The sequence below is a fragment of the Paracoccus indicus genome (assembly GCF_003056335.1).
Taxonomy (GTDB): Bacteria; Pseudomonadota; Alphaproteobacteria; order Rhodobacterales; family Rhodobacteraceae; genus Paracoccus; species Paracoccus indicus.
Window position 1 is genome coordinate 287981 of sequence record NZ_PYWA01000003.1, and the last position, 23833, is coordinate 311813.

Annotated in this window: 21 protein-coding genes and 1 other annotated feature; of the genes, 12 read left to right on the top strand and 9 right to left on the bottom strand. The window is 64.2% G+C overall.

What is annotated here, in order from left to right:
- Nucleotides 1-91: 91 nt before the first annotated feature.
- Nucleotides 92-997 carry a LysR family transcriptional regulator gene (locus tag DDE75_RS06710; RefSeq protein ID WP_108501599.1) on the bottom strand — a complete coding sequence of 302 codons (906 nt, stop codon included), beginning with the start codon at nucleotides 995-997 and terminating at the stop codon, nucleotides 92-94.
- A gap of 161 nt (nucleotides 998-1158) precedes the next feature.
- Here DDE75_RS06710 and DDE75_RS06715 point away from each other — a divergent pair, with 161 nt between their 5' ends.
- From DDE75_RS06715 to DDE75_RS06750, 8 genes are all read left to right on the top strand, one after another.
- On the top strand, nucleotides 1159-4548 hold the full coding sequence (locus DDE75_RS06715) for an indolepyruvate ferredoxin oxidoreductase family protein (protein WP_108501600.1): 3390 nt from the start codon (nucleotides 1159-1161) through the stop codon (nucleotides 4546-4548).
- Between the two features lie 67 nt (nucleotides 4549-4615).
- Complete coding sequence (locus DDE75_RS06720; protein ID WP_108501601.1) at nucleotides 4616-5428, top strand: glutamate racemase; 813 nt, start codon at nucleotides 4616-4618, stop codon at nucleotides 5426-5428.
- A 25-nt stretch (nucleotides 5429-5453) separates the two neighbouring features.
- The gene (ccmE, locus tag DDE75_RS06725; protein ID WP_108501602.1) at nucleotides 5454-5903 is read left to right on the top strand and encodes a cytochrome c maturation protein CcmE; all 450 of its coding nucleotides are present in this window, start codon (nucleotides 5454-5456) and stop codon (nucleotides 5901-5903) included.
- Nucleotides 5904-6000: 97 nt separating this feature from the next.
- The gene (locus DDE75_RS06730) at nucleotides 6001-6612 is read left to right on the top strand and encodes a holin-associated N-acetylmuramidase (protein ID WP_108501603.1); all 612 of its coding nucleotides are present in this window, start codon (nucleotides 6001-6003) and stop codon (nucleotides 6610-6612) included.
- Nucleotides 6603-7115, top strand: a complete 513-nt coding sequence (locus DDE75_RS06735; protein ID WP_108501604.1) for a holin family protein — start codon at nucleotides 6603-6605, stop codon at nucleotides 7113-7115. Before DDE75_RS06730 ends, DDE75_RS06735 begins: the two co-directional genes overlap by 10 nt.
- Before the next feature lie 101 nt (nucleotides 7116-7216).
- On the top strand, nucleotides 7217-9181 hold the full coding sequence (locus tag DDE75_RS06740) for a heme lyase CcmF/NrfE family subunit (protein WP_108501605.1): 1965 nt from the start codon (nucleotides 7217-7219) through the stop codon (nucleotides 9179-9181).
- On the top strand, nucleotides 9178-9648 hold the full coding sequence (locus DDE75_RS06745; protein WP_108501606.1) for a cytochrome c-type biogenesis protein: 471 nt from the start codon (nucleotides 9178-9180) through the stop codon (nucleotides 9646-9648). Before DDE75_RS06740 ends, DDE75_RS06745 begins: the two co-directional genes overlap by 4 nt.
- Nucleotides 9649-9714: 66 nt before the next feature.
- Nucleotides 9715-10485: an enoyl-CoA hydratase-related protein gene (locus DDE75_RS06750; protein ID WP_108501607.1), complete on the top strand. Its 771-nt coding sequence runs from the start codon at nucleotides 9715-9717 to the stop codon at nucleotides 10483-10485.
- Here the strand turns inward: DDE75_RS06750 and DDE75_RS06755 are convergent, their stop codons facing one another.
- From DDE75_RS06755 to DDE75_RS06765, 3 genes are all read right to left on the bottom strand, one after another.
- Nucleotides 10486-11145 (bottom strand): NUDIX hydrolase, encoded by a 660-nt coding sequence (locus tag DDE75_RS06755; protein WP_108501608.1) that lies wholly within the window; start codon nucleotides 11143-11145, stop codon nucleotides 10486-10488.
- Nucleotides 11142-11534: a DUF983 domain-containing protein gene (locus DDE75_RS06760; RefSeq protein ID WP_108501609.1), complete on the bottom strand. Its 393-nt coding sequence runs from the start codon at nucleotides 11532-11534 to the stop codon at nucleotides 11142-11144. Before DDE75_RS06760 ends, DDE75_RS06755 begins: the two co-directional genes overlap by 4 nt.
- Nucleotides 11535-11614: 80 nt before the next feature.
- A complete protein-coding gene (locus DDE75_RS06765) occupies nucleotides 11615-13006 on the bottom strand; it encodes a diguanylate cyclase (RefSeq protein ID WP_108501610.1) in 1392 nt (463 codons plus the stop codon).
- A gap of 111 nt (nucleotides 13007-13117) precedes the next feature.
- Between DDE75_RS06765 and DDE75_RS17235 the strand changes: the two genes are divergently transcribed.
- Genes DDE75_RS17235 through DDE75_RS06780 form a run of 3 tightly spaced genes read left to right on the top strand, consistent with a single transcriptional unit; the run spans nucleotide 13118 to nucleotide 15024 of the window.
- The gene (locus DDE75_RS17235) at nucleotides 13118-13408 is read left to right on the top strand and encodes a DUF3572 family protein (RefSeq protein WP_162798932.1); all 291 of its coding nucleotides are present in this window, start codon (nucleotides 13118-13120) and stop codon (nucleotides 13406-13408) included.
- A 57-nt stretch (nucleotides 13409-13465) separates the two neighbouring features.
- Complete coding sequence (locus DDE75_RS06775; RefSeq protein ID WP_108501611.1) at nucleotides 13466-14032, top strand: heme NO-binding domain-containing protein; 567 nt, start codon at nucleotides 13466-13468, stop codon at nucleotides 14030-14032.
- Nucleotides 14029-15024 (top strand): GGDEF domain-containing protein, encoded by a 996-nt coding sequence (locus DDE75_RS06780; RefSeq protein ID WP_162798933.1) that lies wholly within the window; start codon nucleotides 14029-14031, stop codon nucleotides 15022-15024. The genes DDE75_RS06775 and DDE75_RS06780 overlap by 4 nt, the downstream gene beginning before the upstream one ends.
- A gap of 60 nt (nucleotides 15025-15084) precedes the next feature.
- Here DDE75_RS06780 and DDE75_RS06785 read toward each other — a convergent pair whose 3' ends face one another.
- The 3 genes from DDE75_RS06785 to trpS form a co-directional block, all read right to left on the bottom strand.
- Nucleotides 15085-15942, bottom strand: coding sequence for a universal stress protein (locus tag DDE75_RS06785; RefSeq protein WP_170310932.1), 858 nt, complete (start codon nucleotides 15940-15942; stop codon nucleotides 15085-15087).
- 12 nt (nucleotides 15943-15954) lie between these two features.
- A complete protein-coding gene (locus DDE75_RS06790; protein ID WP_108501614.1) occupies nucleotides 15955-17451 on the bottom strand; it encodes a SulP family inorganic anion transporter in 1497 nt (498 codons plus the stop codon).
- Between the two features lie 67 nt (nucleotides 17452-17518).
- Nucleotides 17519-17574: a sequence feature (sul1 is cis-regulatory element that is thought to sense ions involved in sulfur or methionine metabolism; They are found in Alphaproteobacteria), on the bottom strand.
- Between the two features lie 126 nt (nucleotides 17575-17700).
- Complete coding sequence (gene trpS / locus DDE75_RS06795; protein WP_108501615.1) at nucleotides 17701-18735, bottom strand: tryptophan--tRNA ligase; 1035 nt, start codon at nucleotides 18733-18735, stop codon at nucleotides 17701-17703.
- A 76-nt stretch (nucleotides 18736-18811) separates the two neighbouring features.
- Here trpS and DDE75_RS06800 point away from each other — a divergent pair, with 76 nt between their 5' ends.
- A complete protein-coding gene (locus tag DDE75_RS06800; RefSeq protein WP_108501751.1) occupies nucleotides 18812-19513 on the top strand; it encodes a rhomboid family intramembrane serine protease in 702 nt (233 codons plus the stop codon).
- Here DDE75_RS06800 and murJ read toward each other — a convergent pair.
- Both murJ and DDE75_RS06810 read right to left on the bottom strand, forming a co-directional pair.
- Nucleotides 19504-21039, bottom strand: coding sequence for a murein biosynthesis integral membrane protein MurJ (gene murJ, locus DDE75_RS06805; protein ID WP_108501616.1), 1536 nt, complete (start codon nucleotides 21037-21039; stop codon nucleotides 19504-19506). The two genes, DDE75_RS06800 and murJ, sit on opposite strands and share 10 nt — an antisense overlap.
- Complete coding sequence (locus DDE75_RS06810) at nucleotides 21036-23819, bottom strand: [protein-PII] uridylyltransferase (protein ID WP_108501617.1); 2784 nt, start codon at nucleotides 23817-23819, stop codon at nucleotides 21036-21038. Before DDE75_RS06810 ends, murJ begins: the two co-directional genes overlap by 4 nt.
- Between the last annotated feature and the right edge of the window lie 14 nt (nucleotides 23820-23833).

Consider the following 23833-nt stretch of genomic DNA (forward strand, 5'->3'; position numbering starts at 1 on the left):
ATGCAAGAAGTGAATGGCTGCGCGCATAGGCTGTATGCCTGTTTTGATGGCAGACGTTCGCCTCAGGCTGCCTTAGTATCAAGCAAGCAGCCTATTCGATACCCGCTTGGCTTTGATGGCGCCGATATGCCTGGATCTCCTCGAGCACGAAATCGCGGAAGACCGCGACACGGCGGGTTTGGCGCAGCTCCTCGGGGTAGGCGAGGAAGACGGGGACTTCGCTTGATTCGTGGTCGGGGAAGACGCGGACCAGATCGGGGTGGCTGGCGGTCAGGTAATCGGGCAGCACGCCGATCCCCAGGTTGGCCAGCACGGCCTGCAACACACCAAAGTAGTTGTTGACCGTCAGCGTCGATCCGACATTCTGCGCCATCAGATCCTGCACCAAGCGCGCACCAGCCGTCACCTGCGGAACGTCGGGCTTTTGACAGATCAACCGGTGATCGTTCAGATCGGCCAGCGATTGCGGCATGCCTCGCGCCTCGAGGTAGCCGGGGCTGGCATAAAGACGCATGCGGATGTTCAGCAGACGACGGCGGATCAGGTCGGACTGGCTGGGCTCCTTCATGCGGATGGCCACGTCGGCCTCGCGCATGGGCAGGTCCAGGACCCGCTCCTCGAGCATCAGGTCGATGCGCAGGTCGGGGTATTTCTCGTAGAGCTTGACCAGACGCGGGGCCAACCACAAGGTGCCGAAGCCCACGGCGGTCGTGACCTTCAGTTCGCCGAAGACGTTCTCCTCGCTGTCGCGGATGCGGGCCGAGGCGCTGTCCAGCTTGCGCGCCATGGACGAGGTCGCCTCGAACAGCAGTTCGCCCTGTTCGGTCAGAATCAGCCCCCGTGCGTGGCGGTGGAACAGGGTCGTGCCCAGCCCTTCCTCTAGCGCGCGAATCTGACGGCTGACGGCGGATTGGGACAGGTGCAACACGTCGCCCGCATGCGTCAGGCTGCCCGCATCCGCGACCGCGTGAAAGATTCTGAGCTTGTCCCAGTCCATAGGTATTACATTCCTGCCATATCAGCCATGCGATTTTTGCAGACCTAACCCGCAGTCCGCATTCCTGCAAGGTAACCTCACGTACAGTTTTTTGTCTTCGTCGGTCAGCTATTCTGACCTATACTGGCCCAAAGGTCATCAGGCATTGGAGGATAGGCAGGATGAGCAAGCAGGAATTTTCGCTGGCGGATCGCCTCGATTTATCAAAACGTCATGTATTGTTGAACGGAACGCAGGCATTGGTGCGCCTGATGCTGATGCAATCGGCACGCGACAAACTTGCCGGTCTGAATACCGCGGGTCTGGTGACGGGTTATCGGGGGTCGCCGTTGGGGGCGGTGGACCTTCAGATGATGCGCGAATCGAAACGGCTGGCCGAGGCCCATGTCCTGTTCCAGCCCGGGTTGAACGAAGACCTTGCCGCGACGGCAATCTGGGGCAGCCAGCAGGCGGAACTGCGCGGCGAGGGGCGTCACGACGGCGTCTTTGCCCTGTGGTACGGCAAGGGGCCGGGCGTGGACCGGACGGGCGATGTGATGAAGCATGCCAACATGGCCGGATCGTCGCGCCACGGCGGTGTCGTCATGGCGATGGGGGACGACCATACGGGCGAAAGCTCGACCGTGCTGCACCAGTCGGATTGGGCGATGATCGACGCCTATATGCCGGTCCTGTCGCCCGCGGGCGTGCAGGAGATCATGGACTATGGGCTTTATGGGTTCGCCCTGTCCCGTTTCGCCGGTGTCTGGGCGGGCCTGAAGACCATGAAGGACACGGTCGAGGCGACGGCGGTTGTCGATGGCGATCCGCACCGTCTGTCCTTCGTGACGCCCGATTTCGCCATGCCCGAGGGCGGGTTGAACATCCGCCTCGGCGATACGCCCGTCGCGCAAGAGGCGCGGATGATCGATCACAAGCGTTGGGCGGCCGAGGCGTTTTCCCGCGCCAACCGCATCGACCGCAAGGTCTGGGGCAAGCCGGGCGCGAAGATCGGCTTCGTGGCCGCCGGCAAGAACTGGCTGGACCTAGTCCACGCGCTGTCGCTTCTGGGCATCGATGAGGCCGAGGCCGAGCGGCTTGGCCTGACCACCTACAAGGTTGGGCAGACCTGGCCGATGGACATGAAATCCATCCAGGAATGGTCCGAGGATCTGGAACTGGTCGTCTGCGTCGAGGAAAAGCGCAAGCTGATCGAGGTGCAGCTGAAGGAGGCGATCTTCGACAATCGCCACGGTCGCCGCGTCCACGGTTGGAAGCACGACCGCACCAAGGAGGAACTGTTCCCGACCCGCTATGCGCTGGACCCGGTGATGATCGCGCAGAAGATCGGCGGCATCCTGATCGAGGAGGGACGCGGGACCGAGGCGGTGCGCGCTGGCCTTGCGCGGCTGACGGAAGTGCGCCGCAACGACAACGCCCCCGAGATCGCGACCCGCACGCCATGGTTCTGTTCGGGCTGCCCGCACAACAGCTCGACCAAGCTGCCCGAGGGAAGCCGCGCCTATGCGGGGATCGGGTGCCACTACATGGTGCAATGGATGGGCCGCGAGACCGAGGGTTTCACCCATATGGGCGGCGAGGGCGCCAACTGGATCGGCGAGGCACCATTCAGCACCAGAAACCATGTTTTTCAAAACCTTGGCGATGGAACCTATAATCATTCGGGGATCCTTGCCATCCGCGCGGCATTGGCTGCGGGGACGAATATCACCTACAAGATCCTCTATAACGATGCGGTCGCCATGACGGGCGGTCAGCCGAACGAGGGCGGTCTGTCCGCTTCTCAGATCGCGCGTGAACTGGTGGCGATGGGTGTCGATCCGGTGGTCGTGGTCTATGACGAGAAGGAGGATGTCGATCGCGACCAGTTTCCCAAGGGGCTGCGCTTTGAAGAGCGCGCGCAGTTGATGGAGGTGCAGCGCGGCCTGGAAGATGCCAAGGGTGTCAGCGCGATCCTCTATATCCAGACCTGCGCCGCCGAGAAGCGCCGCCGTCGCAAGAAGGGCCAGTTCCCCGACCCCGACCGCCGCATCTGGATCAACCCCGACGTCTGCGAGGGCTGCGGTGACTGCTCGGTCCAGTCGAACTGCGTGTCGATCGTGCCCCTGGAAACCGAACTGGGCCGCAAGCGGCAGATCGACCAGTCCAGCTGCAACAAGGATTACAGCTGCGTGCAGGGGTTCTGCCCCAGTTTCGTCTCGGTCCGTGGCGGAACGCTGCGCAAATTCAAGGCGCAGGCCTTCGACCTGCCCGATCTGCCGATGCCCGAGCTGCCGACAATCGACGGCACACATAACATCGTCATCACCGGCGTCGGCGGCACGGGCGTCGTGACGGTCGGTGCAGTTCTGGCGCAGGCCGCGCATATGGACGGCAAGGGCGCGGGCATGATGGAGATGGCGGGTCTGGCCCAGAAGGGCGGTGCCGTGCATATCCACCTGCGTCTTGCCGAAAAGCCCGGCGACATCAGCGCTATCCGCGTGGCCGTGGGCGAGGCGGACTGTGTCATCGGCGGCGATCTGGTCGTCACGGCGGGCGCCAAGACCATCGGGCTGATGACCGAGGGCCGCACTGGCGCCGTCGTCAACGACCATGAGATCATCACCGGCGATTTCACGCGCTTCCGCGACTTCCAGGTTCCCTCGGATCGGCTGAAGGTCTCACTTCAGGCGCGGCTGCAGGACAAGGTTACCTTTTTTGACGCCAATGATCTTGCGCTGCGGATGCTGGGGGACTCGATTTATTCGAACATGCTGGTCCTGGGTGCGTGCTGGCAGCGCGGGCTGATCCCGCTGCAACTGGACACGATCCTCGAGGCGATCAGGCTGAACGGCGCGAAGGTCGATGAAAACCAGCGCGCCTTCCAGATCGGGCGTTGGGCCATGGCTTTCCCGGAACAGGCCCGCAAGCCTGCCACGGTATCCACTCTGCCCGCGGATCCGGTCGCCCTGCGCGAGGAGCGCCTGATCGGCTATCAGGGCAAGCGTCTGGCCAAGCGATTTGCCAAGTTGGTGCAGGCAGCGCCCGCACCGATGCGCGAGGTCGTCGCAGAAAGCTATTACAAGCTGTTGGCCTATAAGGACGAATACGAGGTCGCGCGTCTTCACCTGACGACCGCGGAACAGGTGGCGCAGAAATGGGATGGCGATGTCCGACTGTCGCTGCATTTGGCACCGCCGATGCTGACTGGCAAGGATGCGAATGGCCGCCCGAAGAAGCGTGAGTTCGGGCCTTGGGTGCTGAAGGCCTTCAAGGTGCTTGCGGCCATGAAGGGACTGCGGGGCACGCCTCTGGATCCCTTCGGCTATTCCGCCGAACGCCGTCGTGAACGTGCGATGATCCGCGAATACGAACGCGACATGGCCGAGGTCTTCGCGGGCGTCACCGATGCCACCATGCCGGTGGCGATCGAACTGGCGCAATTGCCGATGTCGGTTCGCGGCTATGGGCCGGTCAAAGATAAGGCCGCCGATCTGGCAGCGACCCGCCGGGCGGAGCTGTTGCAGCAGTTCCGCGCCGGGCACGCACCACTCCGTGAAGCGGCCGAGTGAACTGGACCGTTTGCAAAACCGATGTGTCGCCCTATGAAGGGCGGCACGCGACACAAGAGGACGGGCGATGGCGGTCGGAGTTTTCGATTCAGGGCTTGGCGGACTGACGGTCCATCAGGCGATTGCGGCCCGTTTGCCGGACGTGCCGCTGGTTTACCTGGGCGACAATGCGCATGCGCCTTACGGGGTGCGAACCTCGGACGACATCTATCAGCTGACCTGCGCCGCGGTGGAACGCCTGTGGGAAGAGGGTTGCGATCTGGTGATCCTGGCCTGCAATACCGCCAGTGCCGCGGCCCTTCGGCGCATGCAGGAAACCTGGCTTCCCGAAGACAAGCGCGTGCTTGGCGTCTTCGTCCCGATGATTGAGGCATTGACCGAACGCGGATGGGGCGACAATTCGCCGCCCCGTCGCGTGGCGGTGAACAACGTCGCGCTGTTCGCGACGCCCGCCACAGTCGCCAGCCGCGCCTTCCAACGCGAGTTGGCTTTCCGCGCCGTGGGTGTCGACGTCGAGGCGCAGCCCTGTGGTGGCGTCGTCGATGCCATTGAAATGGGCGACGAAATTCTGGCCGAAGCCTTGGTCCACAGCCATGTCGAGGCCTTGCTGCGCCGCATGCCCTCGCCCGAGGCGGCCATTCTGGGCTGCACGCATTACCCGCTGATGGAGAGAGCCTTCCAGGCGGCCCTTGGTCAGAACGTCAAGGTTTACAGCCAGGCCGGGCTGGTGGCCGAGAGCCTTGCCGATTATCTGCAGCGCAGGCCCGAATTCGTCGGTCCGGGGCAGGTCTCGAAGTTCCTGACCACCGGGGATCCGAAGCGTGTTTCGGGCAAGGCAACGCAATTCCTGCGCCGCTCGATCCAATTCGAAGCGGCCTGAGGGGGGAAGGGATACCATGGCGGGTATGAAGTCGTTGAAGAAGCAGCGCCGCATACAGGTGATCGCGGCTGCGGCCGTCGCGCTGGTGATCGCGGTGGCCCTGATCGGCTATGGCTTCAGCGACGGGATCAACCTCTATCGCTCGCCGACCCAGGTCAGCGAGACGCCCCCCGAACCCGAGGAGTTCTTCCAGCTGGGCGGATTGGTCAAGGACGGCTCGATGCGGATGGGCGAGGGCGTGGCCTTCGATTTCGTCATCACCGACGGTCTGGCCGAGATCCCCGTCAGCTATGTCGGCAACGACCCCAAGCCGGATCTGTTCAGCGAGGGACAGGGCACCATTGCCAAGGGCTGGTATCGCGAAGGTCGCTTCGAGGCGCGCGAACTGCTGGCCAAACATGACGAAACATACATGCCCAAAGAGGTCGTCGATACGCTGAAGGCCTCGGGTGTCTATCAGGAACCCGGCAGCTGAGCGTGCAACGCACGGCTTGTTAAGACAAGATTAACCCCGAAGACGCAGCCTTCCCGGCCAGAGGCGGCATCCGGTTGCTGCCCGAAACGGGGGTGTCATGCAAAGCGTCGAACAGATTGCGCAACAGATCGTCATGCGTGAAGGGGGGTATGTCAACGACCCCGACGATCCCGGTGGGGCGACCAACTTCGGTGTGACCATTGGCACCATGAAGTCGCTTGGGCTGGACCTGAACAAGGATGGTCGCGTCGATGCGGTTGACGTCCGTTCCCTGACCCGCGCGCAGGCCGAGCAGATCTTCGTCGAGCATTACTTCCGCAAGCCGCGCCTGGCCGAACTGCCCGAGGCCGTGCAACCGAGCGTTTTCGACATGTATGTCAACGCCGGCACGAATGCGGTGAAGATCCTGCAGCGGCTGGTCACACGCATGGGATTTGCAACCGCGGCGGATGGCGCGGTCGGGCCGATGACCATTGCCGCCGCGGCGCAGGCGGCCAAGGCCGCGCCGCTGCATTTCAGCGATGCCTATGGGATCGAACGGCGGAATTACTACTATGCCTTGGCCGAACAGCGCCCTGCCAGCCGCAAATACGCACGAACGAATGCGGGCGGCAAGGGTGGCTGGATCACCCGCGCCGAGGAATTCATCGCCCCCAAATACCACCTTTCGCAGGCCCAACATCGTGAGAGGACCGCAAAATGGGTATGATCGACCGCCTGATCGGTGTCGCACCGACCGTCACGGCCCTTGGCAGCGCTGCCACCGGCATGGCCGAGGTCTTCACCCAGAACGCCACCCGCCGGATGGAGTTGGACGAGGAGGCCTATGCCCGCGCCATCAGCCAGTACGGGCAGGAATTTGCATCGGCTCCGACGGGATGGTTCGACAGCTTCGTCAACGGCTTGAACAGGGTTCCTCGACCGCTTCTGGCCTTGGGGACGATGGCGCTGTTCATCTATTCCATGATCGACCCCGAGGGGTTTGGACTGCGGATGCAAGGGTTGCAGCTGGTGCCCGAACCGCTCTGGTGGCTGCTGGGGGCCATCGTTGGCTTCTATTTCGGTGCGCGGGAAGCACATCATTTTCGCGACCGTGTCTGGCCCGGCAAACCCGCCGAGGAAAAGACGGTCGCAAAGGTGGTCACCGTCCCTTCGGATGATTTCGCCGACAATGCGGCGCTGAGGGATTGGGCGGCCTCGCTGCGCGATTAAGCCGCGGCGACGACACGCAAAACTGACCTGACGGGACGAAGGGGGGACTTTTCCCTCCTTCGTCGCTTGCTTATGCTGCGGTCAACAAAGGATACCCCCTGATGATCGCAGAACTTGGCCATTTCTCACTGATCCTGGCCTTCATGGTCGCCATTTACCAGATGACGGTGCCCATGGTGGGGGCCGCGAAGGGATGGCACGGCTGGATGGACAGCGCCCGACCCGCGGCGCTGGCCCAGCTGATCCTGATGCTGATCAGCTTCGGCGCACTGACCATCGCTTTCGTCACCTCGGATTTCTCGGTCCTGCTGGTCTATGAAAATTCGCATACCGCGAAGCCGCTTCTCTACAAGATCAGCGGTGTCTGGGGGAACCACGAAGGATCGATGCTGCTGTGGGTGACGATCCTGGCGCTGTTCGGTGCAGCGGCGGCCTTGTTCGGGGGAAACCTGCCGCCCAGCCTGCGGGCGCGGGTGCTGGGCGTTCAGGCGGCCATCGGCGCGGCCTTCTACGCCTTCATCATCTTCACCTCCAACCCGTTCTGGCGGTTGGGCAATCCGCCGTTCAACGGGCAGGACCTGAACCCGCTGCTGCAGGACCCCGGCTTGGCGTTCCACCCGCCGTTCCTCTATCTTGGCTATGTCGGCCTTTCGATGGCCTTCAGCTTTGCCGTCGCCGCCCTGATCGAGGGGCGCGTTGACGCCGCATGGGCACGGTGGGTGCGGCCCTGGACGCTGGCGGCCTGGGTGTTCCTGACTATCGGCATCGCCTTGGGGTCTTGGTGGGCCTATTACGAATTGGGCTGGGGCGGTTTCTGGTTCTGGGACCCGGTCGAGAATGCCAGCTTCATGCCTTGGTTGCTGGCCGCAGCACTGGTGCATTCCGCGATCGTCGTCGAAAAGCGCGAGGCGTTGAAAAGCTGGACCATCCTGCTGGCGATCATGGCCTTCGGATTCTCGCTGATCGGGACGTTCATCGTCCGGTCGGGTGTCATCACCTCGGTCCACAGTTTTGCCAACGACCCTGAACGCGGGGTCTTCATCCTGGCGATCCTTGCCTTCTTCGTCGGAGGAGCGCTGACGCTTTATGCTGCGCGGGCGTCGGTGATGACAGCCAAGGGCGTCTTTGCGCCCGTGTCCCGCGAGGGGGCATTGGTCTTGAACAACGTCCTGCTGGCGGTTTCGGCCTTCGTCGTCTTCGTCGGCACCATCTGGCCGCTGGTGGCCGAGATGGTCTGGGGCCGCGTCCTGTCGGTCGGCCCGCCCTTCTTCGACCAGGCCTTCACCCCCTTCATGATCGTTCTGGCGATCATGCTGCCCGTCGGATCCATCGTTCCGTGGAAACGCGCGACGCTTGGCCGGTCGCTGCGTCACCTGCGCGGGGCGCTTGTGCTGACTTGCGCGGTCATGCTTCTGGTCTTCGCGGTCTCGACCGGACATTCGGCGCTGGCGGTCATCGGGGCAGGGCTTGGGTCCTGGCTGGTCTTCGGTGCCTTGTCCGAGTTGTGGTCGCGGACAGGCAAATCAGGACCGTCGCGCCTGCTGCGTCTGCCGCGCGCCGATTGGGGCAAGGCCATCGCGCATGCGGGTCTGGGTGTGACCTTCATCGCCGTCGCCCTGATCCAGGCGTGGGAGGTCGAGGATGTGCGCGTCGCTCAGGTCGGCCAGCCCTTCGAGGTCGGGAACTACGAGCTGCTTCTGACTTCCGTCGAACGTCACGACGGTCCGAACTTCTATGCCCAGCAGGCCACGATCGAGGCCAGCCGGAATGGTCGAACGGTCGCCATCCTTCAGCCGGAAAAGCGTGTCTATCCGGTCCAGAACATGCCCACGACCGAAGCTGCCATCGACTTCGGCTTTCTGCGTGACCTCTATGTCGTCATCGGCGACGAACAGCCGGGCGGAGGCTGGGCGGTCCGCACCTATATCAAGCCCTTCGCGAACTGGATCTGGGGTGGTGCGCTGCTGATGGCACTTGGCGGGTTGATCAGTCTGACGGACCGTCGTTATCGCGTCGCGGCAGGCAGCGCCAAGCCAAGGGCCGCCAAAGCGGTGCCCGCGGAATGAGGGGCGCGATCAGACTTGCAGCGGTGCTGCTGACGCTCGGCTCGCCCATCTTGGCCGTTCAGCCCGATGAGGTGCTGTCCGATCCGTCGCTTGAAGCCCGCGCGCGCGAACTGTCGCAAAAGCTGCGCTGCCCGGTGTGTCAGGGCGAAAACATCGATGATTCCAACGCCGCCATCAGCCGCGATCTAAGGCTCTATGTGCGCGAACGGCTGACCGCCGGCGATACGGACGATCAGGTGATGGACAATGTTGTCGATCGCTTCGGCGAGTTCGTGCTGTTCGAGCCTCGAGCCACTGGCAGCAACCTGATCCTCTGGGCCGCGGGGCCGGTGATGGCACTGCTGGGGCTGTTGCTGGGGCTGCGCTTTCTACGGACCCGCAACATCGCATCGCCCGAGGTGGCCGAACTGTCCCCCGAAGAACGCAAGCGGCTGGACCGCATCATGCAGGCAGACGCACCCGACTGACGCGGGGTCGCGCTTTCCCCGGCCCGGCAATCCTGCATGATCCCCTGACCAACAGGAGGGGGGCACATGAGCTTTCAGACCATCGAATTCCAGACCCGCGATGGCATTGCCACGCTGACATTGAACCGCCCCGCGGTCATGAATGCCCTGAACAGTCAGATGCGGCAAGAGATCACGCAGGCGCTGACCACCCTTGATGCGTCGGTTCGTTGCGTGGTGCTGACGGGGGCCGGGCGTGGCTTCTGTTCGGGTCAGGACCTGACCGACCGGGCGGCGGCAGCCGATCTGGAAAGCACGCTGCGGGACGAATACGAGCCGATGCTGCGAGCGATCACGCAATGCCCCGTGCCGGTGATCGCGGCCGTGAACGGCACGGCTGCGGGGGCCGGGGCGAACCTGGCGCTGGCGGCGGACGTGGTGATCGCGACGCAAGGGGCAAGCTTCATTCAGGCTTTCACGCGGATCGGACTGATCCCGGACGCCGGTGGCACATGGATCATCCCGCGCAGCGTGGGCGCGGCCCGCGCAATGGGAATGATGCTGTTTGCCGAGCCCATCTCGGCCGATCAGGCGCAGGAATGGGGGATGATCTGGCGGTCCGTTCCCGACGACCAGTTTGCGGATGTGGTCGCATCGCGGGCGCGGACCTTGGCCGATGGGCCAACAGGGGCCTATCTTGCAGTTCGTCAGGCCGTGGCGGCATCGGCAGGCAATGATCTGGACGCGCAGTTGGCGTTGGAGGCAAGCCTGCAAGGTCAAGCCGGTCGCAGTGCCGATTTCGTCGAAGGGGTCACCGCATTCCTGGAAAAACGCCGACCCTCATTCACAGGCCGATGATCAGAGGATCTGCCTGAAGGTCGGCACTTCCGTCCGGTTGTCGAAGAAGGGCACCGAGGCCGGGCACGGCAGCGGGCTGTCATCGGGCAGCCCCGAAACCAGCTGGATCAGTTCTGCCAGCACGACCTCGGTGATGAAGGGCAGGTCGAGATTGCGCGCCTCGGTCAGGGTGACCCAGTGCAGGTGCGAAAGCTCATCGCAGGCGCGGCTGAAGTCATCGGGATCGCCATGCACCCGCGCGGAATCGACAATGAAGAAATGCGCGTCGAAGCGGCGTGGGCGACCCGTCGGCGTGATCGCCCTGAACAGATAGCGCAGTGCCGATGCGTCGGGCATCAATCCGGCCTCGGCATAGCCCGGCAATGCGGATGCCCCCGTGGTCCCGATTAGCAGGCCGGTCTCCTCGGCCAACTCGCGCAGCGCGGCGACGGCGATCGCGTCGCCCTGATCGGCCAGACGACGGCGGCAGTCCTTGGGCAGTTTTCCTGCCAGTGGGGTCAGGGCATCCTGCGGGTCGACCGCACCACCGGGAAAGACGAATTTCGACGGCATGAAAACCGCCTTTGCGCCGCGCATTCCCATCAGGACGCGGGTTTCACCAGCACCACGCCGCAAAACGATGATGGTGGCCGCATCCCTGATGGGAACCTGCGTCGTCATGCGTCGAAGCCGTGCATCCTGCGTGCCCATTGAAAGCCGACCATTCCACCCTTGATGACCGGCAGCAACAGCAGTGACAGCACGATGGCGCCCAGCCCGAAGGAGGTCAGCAGGGTCATGGCACTGGGCCGATAGGCCACGAAGATCGCCAGCAGCAAAGGCGCACCCAGATGGGAAACCAAGAGGATCGTCAGATAGGCCGGCCCGTCGTCGGCCAGGTGGTGGTGTAGGGCCTCGTTGCAGGAGGGACAGTGGTCGTTGACCTTCAGATAGCTCTTGTACAGTTTGCCCTCGCCGCATGCGGGACAGCGGCACATGGCACCGCGCAGCATGGCGGGCTTGGTCGGGCGATCCAGCGTGTCGGACGCGAGGCTTTCGGATTGGGACATGCCGATGCTCCTGCTAGGGGCCGGACTGCCTGCCCGGTGCCTTGAACCTAGGCATTTGCGGACCGATTTGGAAGTGGTCGTCAAGCGGCCTGATCCGGGCGCGAGCATATGACGCGGTTCCGGCCCGATCCCTTGGCAGAAAGCAGCGCCCGATCCGCCCGTTCCAGTGTCATGCGGGCAACCTGATCGGGCCAACCGTCGCATTGCATCGGAGCCACCGTGGCCACCCCGATCGAGGCCGTCACCGCGATCCTGCCACCGCCCGTGATCATCGGCAGCGTCACCGGGCTTGCGGCAATTGCCTTGCGCAGCCGTTCGGCCACGGCACAGGCTTCATCCTCCGAGCAATCGGGAATGACGCCCAGAAATTCTTCTCCGCCCATGCGGGCTGCCAGGCCTGCAGGCTCAAGTGCCGCCCGGAACCTCGCGGCGACCTCGGTCAGGACCGCATCGCCTGCGCTGTGACCATAACTGTCGTTGACGCGCTTGAAATGGTCCAAATCCATGACGAACACCGCAAACCCCTGATGGCCCAGCAGCGCATCGCGCGTGATGGCCGACAGCTTGGGAATGGCATAGCGCCGGTTGTAAAGCCCGGTCAGGGGATCGGTCATGGCCCAGACCATGTTGCGCTGCGCTTCGGCACGGCGTTCGTCGCCCCGCGTCTTGCGCGACAGCAGCATCTTCAGCGACATGGCCGCCGCGCTTGCGCCCTCGGGGCCCCCGAGGTCCTGAGGCACCACGTCGCTGGCCCCCAGGTCCAGCGCGAAGGCGGCCAGTTCCTCGGCATCGGGTCCGATCGCGATGACAAAGCCCGCATCGCGCGACCCCTGACGCGACCGCAGTTCGGACAGCAGCTGCAGCCCGTCGCCATGGGTACGGATATCGACCGAGATCAGATAGACATCCGCATTCCGTCCCGCCGTGGCCGCAGCCAGCGCCTCGTCGGGGTCCTTGATGTCGAAGCGGCAATCCATCTGCTCGGACAGCAGTTGACGCCAGCGCTGTGCACGGGCGGGCATATCGGCGATCAGCACGACCTGAGGCTTGCGGGCATGGGCGAAAGAGGCTGCGGCTTCGGCCATGCCCAGTTCGGGGGTGCTGGCCGGTTCCGCGTCGCGCAGGATGCCACGGACGCGCGCCATCAGCATCTGATCCTCGACCTGCGGGGGCAGTGTCGCGATGGCCCCGGCCTGCAGGGCGGCCAGACGCTGCGATCCCTGAACCAATGTCATGACGGGAATATCGGCAGTGCGGGGATCGCCGGTCAGCTGACGGCAGGCGTCCACCATCGCGGCGTCCTCCGCATCGCCGCCCAGGATGATCAGGCCGGGTCGGGCATTCTCGACGGCGGCAAAGACCTCGGCGGTGTTGCTTGCGGCCGCAACGTCATAGCAGACCGACGCAAGCCGGACCTTCAATGTGATGCGGGCGGTTGCCACGGCATCTACGACAAGGATACGAGCCGTCATCTACCCATCCAGCGAGTCTCGACATCAGAACTTCAATTTCGCCTCAAATGTTTAACAAATTGTTTCCACAGAGGCGCGGGACCGACATTTTCGGCACAAGGATTAAATCGCATGGCATATACCCCGGAACAGGCCCACGATCTGGCGACCGAGATCCTTCTGGCGCTGGTCGAACGACCTGATGAACTGTCGCATTTCATGGGCGCCAGCGGGTTGAACCCGGACGATCTGCGCCAGATCGCGCAAAGGCCCGACATTGCCGTCTTCCTGCTGGATTTCGTGGTCGAAAGTGATGAACGCATCCACGAATTCGCCCAGGCCCTGCAACTGCGTCCGCACGACGTGATGGCGGCACGCACGGCGCTGGCAGGCCCCGGCAGCTATGGCTGGGAATCCGACTGAGCCGTTTGCGATTTATTCACCCCTGGTTGCTACCGTCGATCCGAATCGAGGTGTGGCATGAATTCACTGATAAATCGCGGGATCGAGGAATTCCTCAGGTCGACGTATGGCGACGCGCTTGTGGCGTCCGTCGTGGACGATGCGGCCGTCGCGCGGGGTGCGGTCGCACCCTTGGGGGCGGGCTTTGGCGCCGAGTCCCTGCAGCGCGCCGCATTCCGCATGGCCAAACCGCACAGCGAAATGCTGGAGGATCTGGGCGCGTGGATGACACGCATCGAACCCGTCCGGCGTCTACTGCGCTTTTCGGGGCGCGACTTCAGGGATTTCCTGCTGCGACTTGAGGAACTGCCGGGCAGGGCGCAGCTGGTGCTGCCCAGTCTGAAGGTGCCGCGTCTGCAGGTGGATGCCAAGGACCACGCGTTCTGGGTCGTCCTGCTGGACCCGGAACCGACGTGGAAATCGGTTCTGGCGGGGGTGATCCGCGGCATGGCCGACGACTATGGGGCGCTGTGCCTGATCTCGGTCGAGGATACGGTTATCCGGATCGAGGTCTGGGACGAACAATTTGCCGAAGGGCGGCTCTTTTCAATCCAATGCGGCGCGGCAGAGGCGGGTCAGGCATGAAGAACGCGATCGCGAACCTGCCGGTCGAGGCGCTCTGCCAGCTGATGCCGATGCACCTGGTGCTGAACGACCGTGGAACGGTGCTGTCGATCGGTCCGACCCTGTTGAAACTGGTTCCGGGTCTGCGCAGCGGGTTGCACGGTTGCCTGATCAGCGGTCGTGCCGGCCAAGGCGCCGAGGCGATCGATGCTATCCGCAATGCCGTCGATCGCGGGATACGCCTGTTCCTGCGGGTTCAGCACATCAGCGATTTGGTGTTGCGCGGTCACGGTGTGCGGCTTTCGGATGGCAACATGCTGGTGAACCTGGGCTTTGGCATCGGGCTGACCCGCGCGATCCGCAAGGCGCAGCTGACGGACGCCGATTTCGCCCCAAGCGATCTGGCCATGGAACTGCTGTTCCTGCAGGAAGCCAATCGCGGGGTCCTGACCGAATTGTCCCGCTTCAACCAGCAGCTGGCCGCCGCACGAGAGGTCGCGCTGCTGCAGGCGCAGACCGATCCCCTGACGGGTCTGGGAAACCGCCGGGCATTGGAGGGGGCGCTGTCCATCGCCATGCGCCAACCCACCGACGAGCGGACCGAAAGGCCTACGCCATTTGCCTTGGTCCACATGGATCTGGATCACTTCAAGCAGGTCAACGACCGGCTTGGCCACAAGGCAGGCGATGACCTGTTGCGCGATGTCGGCTCGGTCCTGCAGGGCCTGGTTCGCAAGGATGACACGGCTGCGCGGATCGGCGGCGACGAGTTCGTGCTGATCCTGCGCGGAATGACCTGTCCCGTTGCAATAGGCCATGTCGCCGAACGGCTGATTGCCAACATCCAGGAGCTGTCGCCACCAGAGCTTTCGGATCTGCGGGTCTCGGCCAGCATCGGTGTCATCATCTGGGGCCATGACCGCCTCGAGACGCCCGAACGACTGCTCGAGATGGCTGATGCCGCGCTCTACGATTCGAAGCGAAAGGGGCGCGGCTGCGCGACAATCGGCTGATCGGTGATCGCAGATACCGCACCCAGTTCGGGGTGCGGTATCTGCGCGCGGACCGGTGTCTCAGCGGAACAGCAGGACCGGCAGCTTGCAGGCGATCAGCATCTGCGTCGTGGTCGAACCGATGATCATGCTGCGGATGCGGCTGTGACCATAGGCACCCATGACCAGCAGATCATGCCCGCCCGTCTCGATGCGTTCGGACAGGGCGGTGTCGGCGGATCCCTCCAGAACGACCGCCTCGGCGTGCAGCCCGGCCGCCCGCAGGCGCAGCAGCGCCTCATCCAAGGCATCGCGCGCGCTTTCACGGGTGTTGCCGGCCATCGCCAGCTCGATCCGCAGATCCTTGAAGACGGGGCTGGCGGCCATATGCTCGATGGCCTTCAGCGAGGAACTGCCCCCGTCGAAGGCAACCAGAACCTTGCGGATGGGTTTGAACGCCCGCGATGCGACCAGCACGGGCTTGCGTGCGGCCCTGACGATCCGTTCCAGGTTCGAACCAAGGTGCCCCTTGGCGAAATCCGCAGCGGCACCCCGCTTGCCTATGACGATCAAGCGGGTATCGGGGGCTTCATGGCCGACGGTCCGTTCGATCAGATCGCCCTGTTCCAGCCGGGTGGTGACACCCTTGGCCCCTGCGCCTTCGGTCAGTTGTCGCGCATCCTCCAACAGGGCGCGGCCCGCCTCGTTGGCGATGCGGGCGCGTTGGGCGTCCAAGGTGGCCAGTTCCTCCAGCAGGGCGCTGCGGGCGCCAAGTCGGATGGCACCGGACAGGTCCTGCGGGCCGGCAGCCTCGCGTCGTCCCATGACGTGCAGCAGCTGGACGGGCGCCCCCGTCAGTTTCGACGCCCAGGCCGCATGTTCGCAGACCGAGGCTGCATAGCCCGACCCGTCAACCAATGCGATGATGTTTTCGGTCATCTCGATCCCCCCTCAGTGCGCTGCCAGTTTATCCATCGCGCCGGGCTTGTCATGTATCGCAAGCTTGTCGACGATGGTTTCCGAAGCTTCGTTCATGCCGATCAACTGCACTTCGGCACCGTCGCGGCGGAATTTCAGGATCGCCATGTCCAGCGCCTGCACGGAGCTGATGTCCCAGATATGGGCCCCGCTGACGTCGATGACGACGCGGTCCAGCGCCTCGGAAAAGTCGAAGGCGGCCATGAAATCCTCGACCGAACCATAGAACAGCTGCCCCTCGACGATATAGCGGCGTTCCCGTCCGTCATCCGAGATGGTCGAGCGGACGCGGAACAGCTGGGCGATCTTGGCGGCGAAGAAGATGCCCGACAGCAAGACGCCGACCAGCACGCCGATGGCCAGGTTGTGTGTCCAGACGACAACGGCAACAGTCGCCAGCATGACGATCGACGACGACCGCGGATGCGTGCGCAGGTTGGCGATGGACGACCAGCTGAAGGTGCCGATCGAGACCATGATCATGATCGCGACCAAGGCCGGCATCGGGATCTGGCTGACCAGATCGCCCAGTCCCACCACCAGGATCAGCAGAAAGACACCGGCGATAAAGGACGACAGGCGCCCGCGACCGCCGGATTTGACGTTGATCATCGACTGGCCGATCATTGCGCAACCCGCCATGCCGCCGATGAAGCCGGTGGCGGTATTGGCAAGGCCCTGGCCGATGCATTCCTGATTGCGGTTGGTGCGGGTGTCCGTCAGCTCGTCCACCAGGTTCTGCGTCATCAGGCTTTCCAGCAGGCCCACGACCGCCACGGCGACCGAATAGGGCAGGATGATCTGCAGTGTTTCAAGGTTCAGCGGCACATCGGGCAGCAGGAAGATCGGCAGCGTATCGGGCAGGGCGCCCATGTCGCCGACCGTCCGCACGTCCCAGCCCAGCAGCATTGCCAGCGCCGTCAGCACCACGATGGTCACCAGGGGCGAGGGGATGGCCTTGGTGACATAGGGGAACAGATAGATGATGGCCAGGGATGCCGCGACCAGCACATAGGTGAACCAGGTGACGCCGGGCGTCGCGAAGTCCAGTTCGGGCAGCTGCGCCATGAAGATCAGGATCGCCAGCGCATTGACGAAACCGGTCATCACGGACTTCGAGACATAGCGCATGACGAAGCCCAGCTTCAGCAGCCCGCAGCCCACCTGTATCAGGCCCGCCAGAACGGTTGCTGCCAGCAGGTATTGCAGCCCGTGATCGGCCACCAGCGTGACCATCAGCACCGCCGTCGCCGCCGTCGCCGCCGAGATCATCCCCGGCCGACCACCGGTAATCGCCGTGATCACCGCGATCGAGAAGCTGGCGTAGAGGCCCACCTTGGGGTCCACGCCCGCGATGATCGAAAAGGCGATGGCTTCGGGGATCAGCGCCAGTGCGACCACCAGGCCGGACAGGATGTCGGGGCGGATGTTGCCCAGCCATTCCCGTTTGTATTGTTCGATTGAAAACATGATTGATCCGTTCCTGACCTTGGCGTCGTTTCACGCGCAGGGTCCATCGTGCATAAAGCAAGGTTCGATTTGTCCGGCGGATCGGCGGCCGGAAGAGCCACCCGGATTCTCACCGGGTCCAGTCGTTTGAAAGGCTGATAGCCGTAACCGGTCCGTGATCGCAAGCCTTGGGTCCGCAATCGCGCCGAAAACGGAAAAAACCGCCACCCCTGAGGGATGGCGGTCACATTCTGCGGACAGAAACTTGGCTCAGCTGCGGGTGCGCAGCAGGCCCATAATCTCCTTGGTGCGGTCCAGGATCGGCCGGGCGATGGCATCCGCACGGTCCGCGCCATCCGCCAGCACCGCGTCGATCTGCGCAGGATCGGCCATGTATTCCGACATCTTGCGGGTGATCGGGGCCATCGCTTCGACGGCGACCTCGGCCAGCGCAGGCTTGAAGGCGCCGAAGCCCTGACCCTCGAAGCGGGCCAACACCTGATCGGGGGTCTCATCGGCAAGGGCGGCATAGATGTTGACCAGGTTGCGCGCCTCGGGGCGGTCCTTCAGACCTTCCATCTGGCCGGGCAAGGGATCGGCATCGGTGCGGGCCTTGCGGATCTTCTGGGCGATGGCATCGGAGTCGTCGGTCAGATTGATCCGGCTGGCATCCGAGGGGTCCGATTTCGACATCTTCTTCGACCCGTCGCGCAGGGACATGACCCGCGTGGCGACGCCCTCGATCAGGGGTTCGGTGATGGGGAAGTGGTTCACGCCATAGTCGTGGTTGAACTTGGCCGCGATGTCGCGGGTCAGCTCCAAGTGCTGCTTCTGATCCTCGCCCACAGGCACCGCTGTCGCCTGATAGGTCAGGATGTCGGCCGCCATCAGCGCCGGATAGGCCAGCAGGCCCAGGCTGGCGTTTTCGCTGTTCTTGCCCGCCTTGTCCTTGAACTGGGTCATCCGGTACATCCAACCCACACGCGCCACCGTGTTGAATAGCCACGCCATTTCCGCATGGGCGCTGACCTGGCTCTGGTTGAACAGGATCGAGCGGGTCGGGTCCACGCCAGCCGCCATGAAGGCCGCCGCCGCCTCGCGGGTGCGCGATTGCAGCACCTGCGGGTCCTGCCAGACGGTGATCGCATGCAGGTCGACGACGCAATAGACGGTTTCGGCCTGATCGCTCTGAAGGGCCGCGAAACGCTTCAGCGCGCCTAGGTAATTGCCAAGCGTCAACCCGCCCGAGGGCTGGATCCCCGAAAAGATGCGCGGGCGGAAGGTGCTGTTGGTGGGTTCTGACATGACCGGCCTGCCTTGGAATTTGCTGGCCCGTGGCTTAGCGGTTGGGGGAAACTTCCGCAACCGCCAAGGAAACGCCATGCGTCAAGGCCTGACCGAATCCCCGCTGAACCCGCTGCCGCCCGTGATCTGGTTGCTGACCCTGCCCGTCATCGCCTCCGAGGCGGCCTTCGCCTTGGGGCAGGCGGGCTTTCTGGGCGGCGCCGAGGGCGTGGGACTGCGCCTGAACGCCATCCGCATGACCGCCCTGCCGCCCGAGTTGTTCCAGCGGGTGTGGACCTTGGGCGCCTTCGATCTGGATCAGATGTATCGCGCGCTAAGTTTCAGCTTCATCCATACGTCGCTGACGCATGCGCTGTTCGTGGTGGTCTTCACGCTGGCGCTTGGCAATCTGGTGGCTCAGCAGTTCCGGCCCCTGGCCGTGGTGGCGCTGTTCCTGGGATCGGCCATCGGTGGCGCAGCGATCTATGCGGCGGTGCTGCAGATCATCGGGGCACGGCCATCGCTGCTGATCGGCGGATATCCGGCAGTCTATGGCTTGGTCGGCGCTTTCACCTTCCTTTTGTGGACCAAGCTGGCGGCGGTGAATGCAAACCGCCTGCGGGCCTTTACGCTGATCGGCATGTTGTTGGCCTTCCAGCTGGTCTTTGGCCTGGTCTTCGGCGGTGCCGGGACCGGTTGGATCGCCGAGGTCGCGGGCTTTGCCACGGGCTTCGCGCTCAGCTTCGTGCTGGTCGACGGAGGGGTACAGCGCGCGCTGACGCAGCTGCGTCAGCGCTGACCCCGGCGAACGGCGGCTTTCAGTTCCGACAGGCGATAGGCCCCGGTGATGAACGCCAGCGAGAAATAGATCGCCGCGCCGCCGAAGACCAAGATCGCCAGCCCGACGCCGCGGCTGGCGTCTGCAGCCTCCAAGCATTCGCGCATGCCCCAAAGGGCCGCGGCCATCAGCGCCGAGGCCACCAAGATGCGCGGGAAGGCCCGGACCAGCCGCGCATCGGCCCGCGCCGCCTGACCCATATCGCGCGTCCCCAGCCACAGCTGGGCCACCATGACCCAGGCCGCGATCGTCGTCCCAAGCGCCGCCGCAAGGAAGCCCAGAAAGGGCATCAGGCTGAAGGCCGCGACCGCGTTTACCACCATCGAGATGACAGCAAAGCGCAGCGGCGTGCGCGTGTCCTCGCGCGCGAAGAACAACGGCTGCAGGATTTTCTGCAGCACGAAGGCAGGCAGGCCGATGGCATAAACGATCAGCGCCGCCGCCGTTTGCTGGGTATCAAAGGCGGAAAACGCCCCGCGCTGGAACAGTGTCGCCACCATCGGCTCTGCGATGACGGCGATGGCAAATGCGGCGGGCAGGGTCAGGAACAGCCCGAATTCCGTCGCGCGGCTATAGGCCGACTGGCCGCCCGCATGATCATCCGCGCGGATGCGGCGGGCCAGTTCCGGCAGCAGGACGACCGCCACCGCAGCGCCGACCACGCCAAGCGGCAGTTGATACAGGCGGTCGGAATAGGACAGCCAGCCGATCGCCCCATCGAAGCGCGACCCCACCTGACGACCGACCAGCAGGTTGATCTGCACCACGCCGCCGGCAAAGGCCGCGGGCAGGGCGACCGCAATCAGGCGTCGCATGTCGGGGGTCAGGCGCGGGCGGCGGGGGCGGAACGTCCAGCCGCTGCGATGCGCGTCCCACCAGACCAGCGCCAGTTGTGCGATGCCCGTGACCGGCGTGGCCCATGCCAGCGTCAGCCCCAGATCCCAGCCCTGCCAGCGCCCCAACCCCATTGCCACAATGAACAGCAGGTTCAACAGCACGGGTGCCGCCGCCGCCGCTGTAAAGCGGCCATTGGCGTTCAGGACCCCCGAAATCATCGAGGCCATCGAGATCAGGAGGATATAGGGAAAGGTGATCCGCCCGTATTCCACCGCCAGATCGAAGCGCTCATCACCCGCGAAGCCCGATGCCATCAGCCAGACCAGCCCCGGCATGAAGATCATTGCCAAGGCCGACAGGACCATCACCGTGGCCAGCAGCCCCGAAAACGCCTCGGAGGCAAAGCGCTGCGCCTGTGCATGATCCTCCAGCTTCTTGGAAAACATCGGCACGAAGGCGGTGTTGAACGCCCCTTCGGCGAAGAAGCGGCGGAACATGTTGGGCAGCGACAGCGCGATCAGGAACGCTTCGGCCACGGGGCCTGTGCCCAGCCATGCCGCCATCAGAATGTCGCGCACAAATCCCGACGCACGCGAAATCAGCGTCCAGCTTCCCACTGCCAGGAAGCCACGCACCAGTCCGGATTTCATCCCTGTTCTGCCTCTGCCCGTTTCACACCGTCGGCGATCGCCGTCCGCAGTTTCTTTTCGAGCGCCTCGCGTTTCGAGGCACTGTGGAGTTTCAGACCGAACATGTCCTTGACATAGAAGCTGTCGACGACCTGCGCACCGAAGGTGGCGATCACCGCGCTGACGATCTGGATGTGGTTCGCCGCCAGCGTCCGCGTCAGGTCGTAGAGCAGACCCGGACGGTCGCGGGTATCGACCTCGACGATGGTATAGATGTCGCTGCCTTCGTTGTCGAAGGTGATATGGGTCGGGAACTTGAATTCCCGGTTGCGCTTTTTCGGCTTGTCGCGGCTGGCGAAGGCCTCGCGCGCGACGATCTCACCCTTGAGGGTGCGCAGGATGGTCTGGCGCAGCTTGGGCAGGCGGTCTTCGGCAAAGGGATGACCCTCGGCGTCCTGGACCCAGAAGACGGCGGTCGCATAGCCGTCGCGCGTGGTATAGGTCCGCGCATCGACCACGTTGGCGCCCGTCAGGGTCAACGCCCCGGCAAGGCGCGAGAAGATGCCCGGATGGTCCGACAGCACGAAGGCTGTGCGAGTCGCATCGCGGTCCACATCGGCGCGCAGGTCGATGCGGATTTCGTCCGGTCCGATGCCGCGCAGCATTTCCGCGAAGACGGCGTGGGTCTGGGTGGGCAGCCCCGGCCAATAGGCGTCGTAATGGCGGGCGGCCTCGGCGCGGATGGCGCGGGCCTCCCAGCCCTTGGCGATCAGCATGTGGCGCAATGACCGCTTCGCCTCGTTCTGGCGCTTGTCGCGGTTCAGCTCCTCCAGCCCGTTTTCAAGGGCGGCGGCGGTTTCCTGGTGCAGCGTGCGCAGCAGCGCCGCCTTCCAGTTGTTCCAGGTGCCGGGACCCACACCGCGAATGTCGCAGACCGTCAGCACCAGCAGCATATCCAGCCGCTTGCGCGTCTTCACCGCCTTGGCAAAATCGCGCAGCGTGCGGGGGTCGCTGATGTCGCGTTTCTGCGCGACATCCGACATCAGCAGGTGGTTGCGCACCAGCCATTCGACGGTTTCGATATCTTCCTGGCTGAAGCCGAAGCGCGTGGCGATACGCCGCGCGATGCGGGCGCCCAGGATCGAGTGATCCTCGGGGCGGCCCTTGCCGATGTCATGCAGCAGGGTTGCCAGATACAGGACCCGGCGGTTCACCCCCGCCTCGATGATCTGGCTGGACAGCGGCAGGTTCTTGGGGTGTTCGCCGCGCTCGATCTCGGCCAAGGCGGCGATGCACTGGATGGAATGTTCGTCGACCGTATAGTGGTGATAGACGTTGAACTGCATCATCGCCACGACCGGTTCGAATTCCGGGATGAAGGCGGCCAGCACGCCCAGCTCGTTCATGCGGCGCAGGGCGCGTTCGGGGTTTCCATGCTTCAGCAGCATGTCCATGAAGATGCGGATCGCCTCGAGGTCGGATTGGACCTTCTCGTCGATCAGGTCCAGATTGGCGGCGACAAGGCGCATCGCATCGGGATGGATCAGCACGCCGGTGCGCAGGGCTTCCTCGAAGATGCGCAGCAGGTTCAGCGGATCGGCCAGGAAACCGGCTTCGGATTCATAGGACAGGCGACCCTGCTGGTCGGCAAAGCCCGGCTTCATCTTGCGCTTGCGACGGAACAGGCGACCCAGGAAGGGGGCGGTGCGGACGTGCTGGGTTTCCAGCGCGGCCAGAAAGACGCGGGTCAGCTCGCCCACGCGGGTGGCGTGGCGGAAATAATCCTGCATGAAGTATTCGACGCCGCGCCGCGCGGTGGTATCGGCATAGCCCATGCGGCGGGCGACCTCGACCTGCATGTCGAAGGACAGCACGTCCACCGGACGCCCCGATATTAGGTGCAGGTGGCAGCGCACGGCCCAGAGGAAATCCTCGGCCTGCCAGAAGGCCAGATGTTCGTCGCGGGTGAAGACGCCAAGGTCCACCAACTCAACCGCGCGGTCGACGCGGTGGATGTATTTCGCGATCCAATAGAGCGTCTGCAGGTCGCGCAGGCAGCCCTTGCCTTCTTTCACGTTGGGTTCCAGGACATAGCGCTGGCCCCCTTGGCGGGCATGACGGGCGGCACGTTCGTCCAGCTTGGCCTCGATGAATTCGGGCACGGTGCGGTCGAACAATTCGTCCCACAGGCGCTGGCGCAATTCCTGGGCCAAGGGCGCGTGGCCGGTCACCAATCGGTGTTCCACCAGCGAAGTGCGGATCGTCATGTCACCCTCGCCAAGGCGCAGGCAATCGTCGACGCTTCGGATCGAATGGCCGATCTTCAGCTTCAGGTCCCACATCATGTAGAGCATCGATTCAACGACGCTTTCGGCCCATGCGGTGATCTTCCAGGGCGTCAGGAAAAGCAGGTCGACGTCGGACGCCGGGGCCATTTCCGCCCGTCCATATCCGCCGACCGCCAGCACGGCCAAGCGTTCCCCGTCCGAGGGCGCATCCTGCGGGTGCAGCAGCGTGACGGCGACGTGGTGGATCGCGGTGACGATCTGGTCGGTCAGATTGGCGATGGCACGCACGGTTTCGCGGGCGGCGCGGGGGTGGGTGGCGAAGGCGGCCTCGATGGCCTGCATCTCGTCTGCCCGCGCCTGCGTCAGCATGGCGACGGTCTCGCTGCGGATCTGGCGGGGTTCGGTCATGCCCTGCAGGCGCGCATCAAGCGCCCGCAGCAGCTCCTCCCCGTCACGGAGAAAATGCGCCCCGGCCATTTCCGGGGCGCCGTCGATGACGCCATTGTCTGTCATGTTCTGTCGTACCG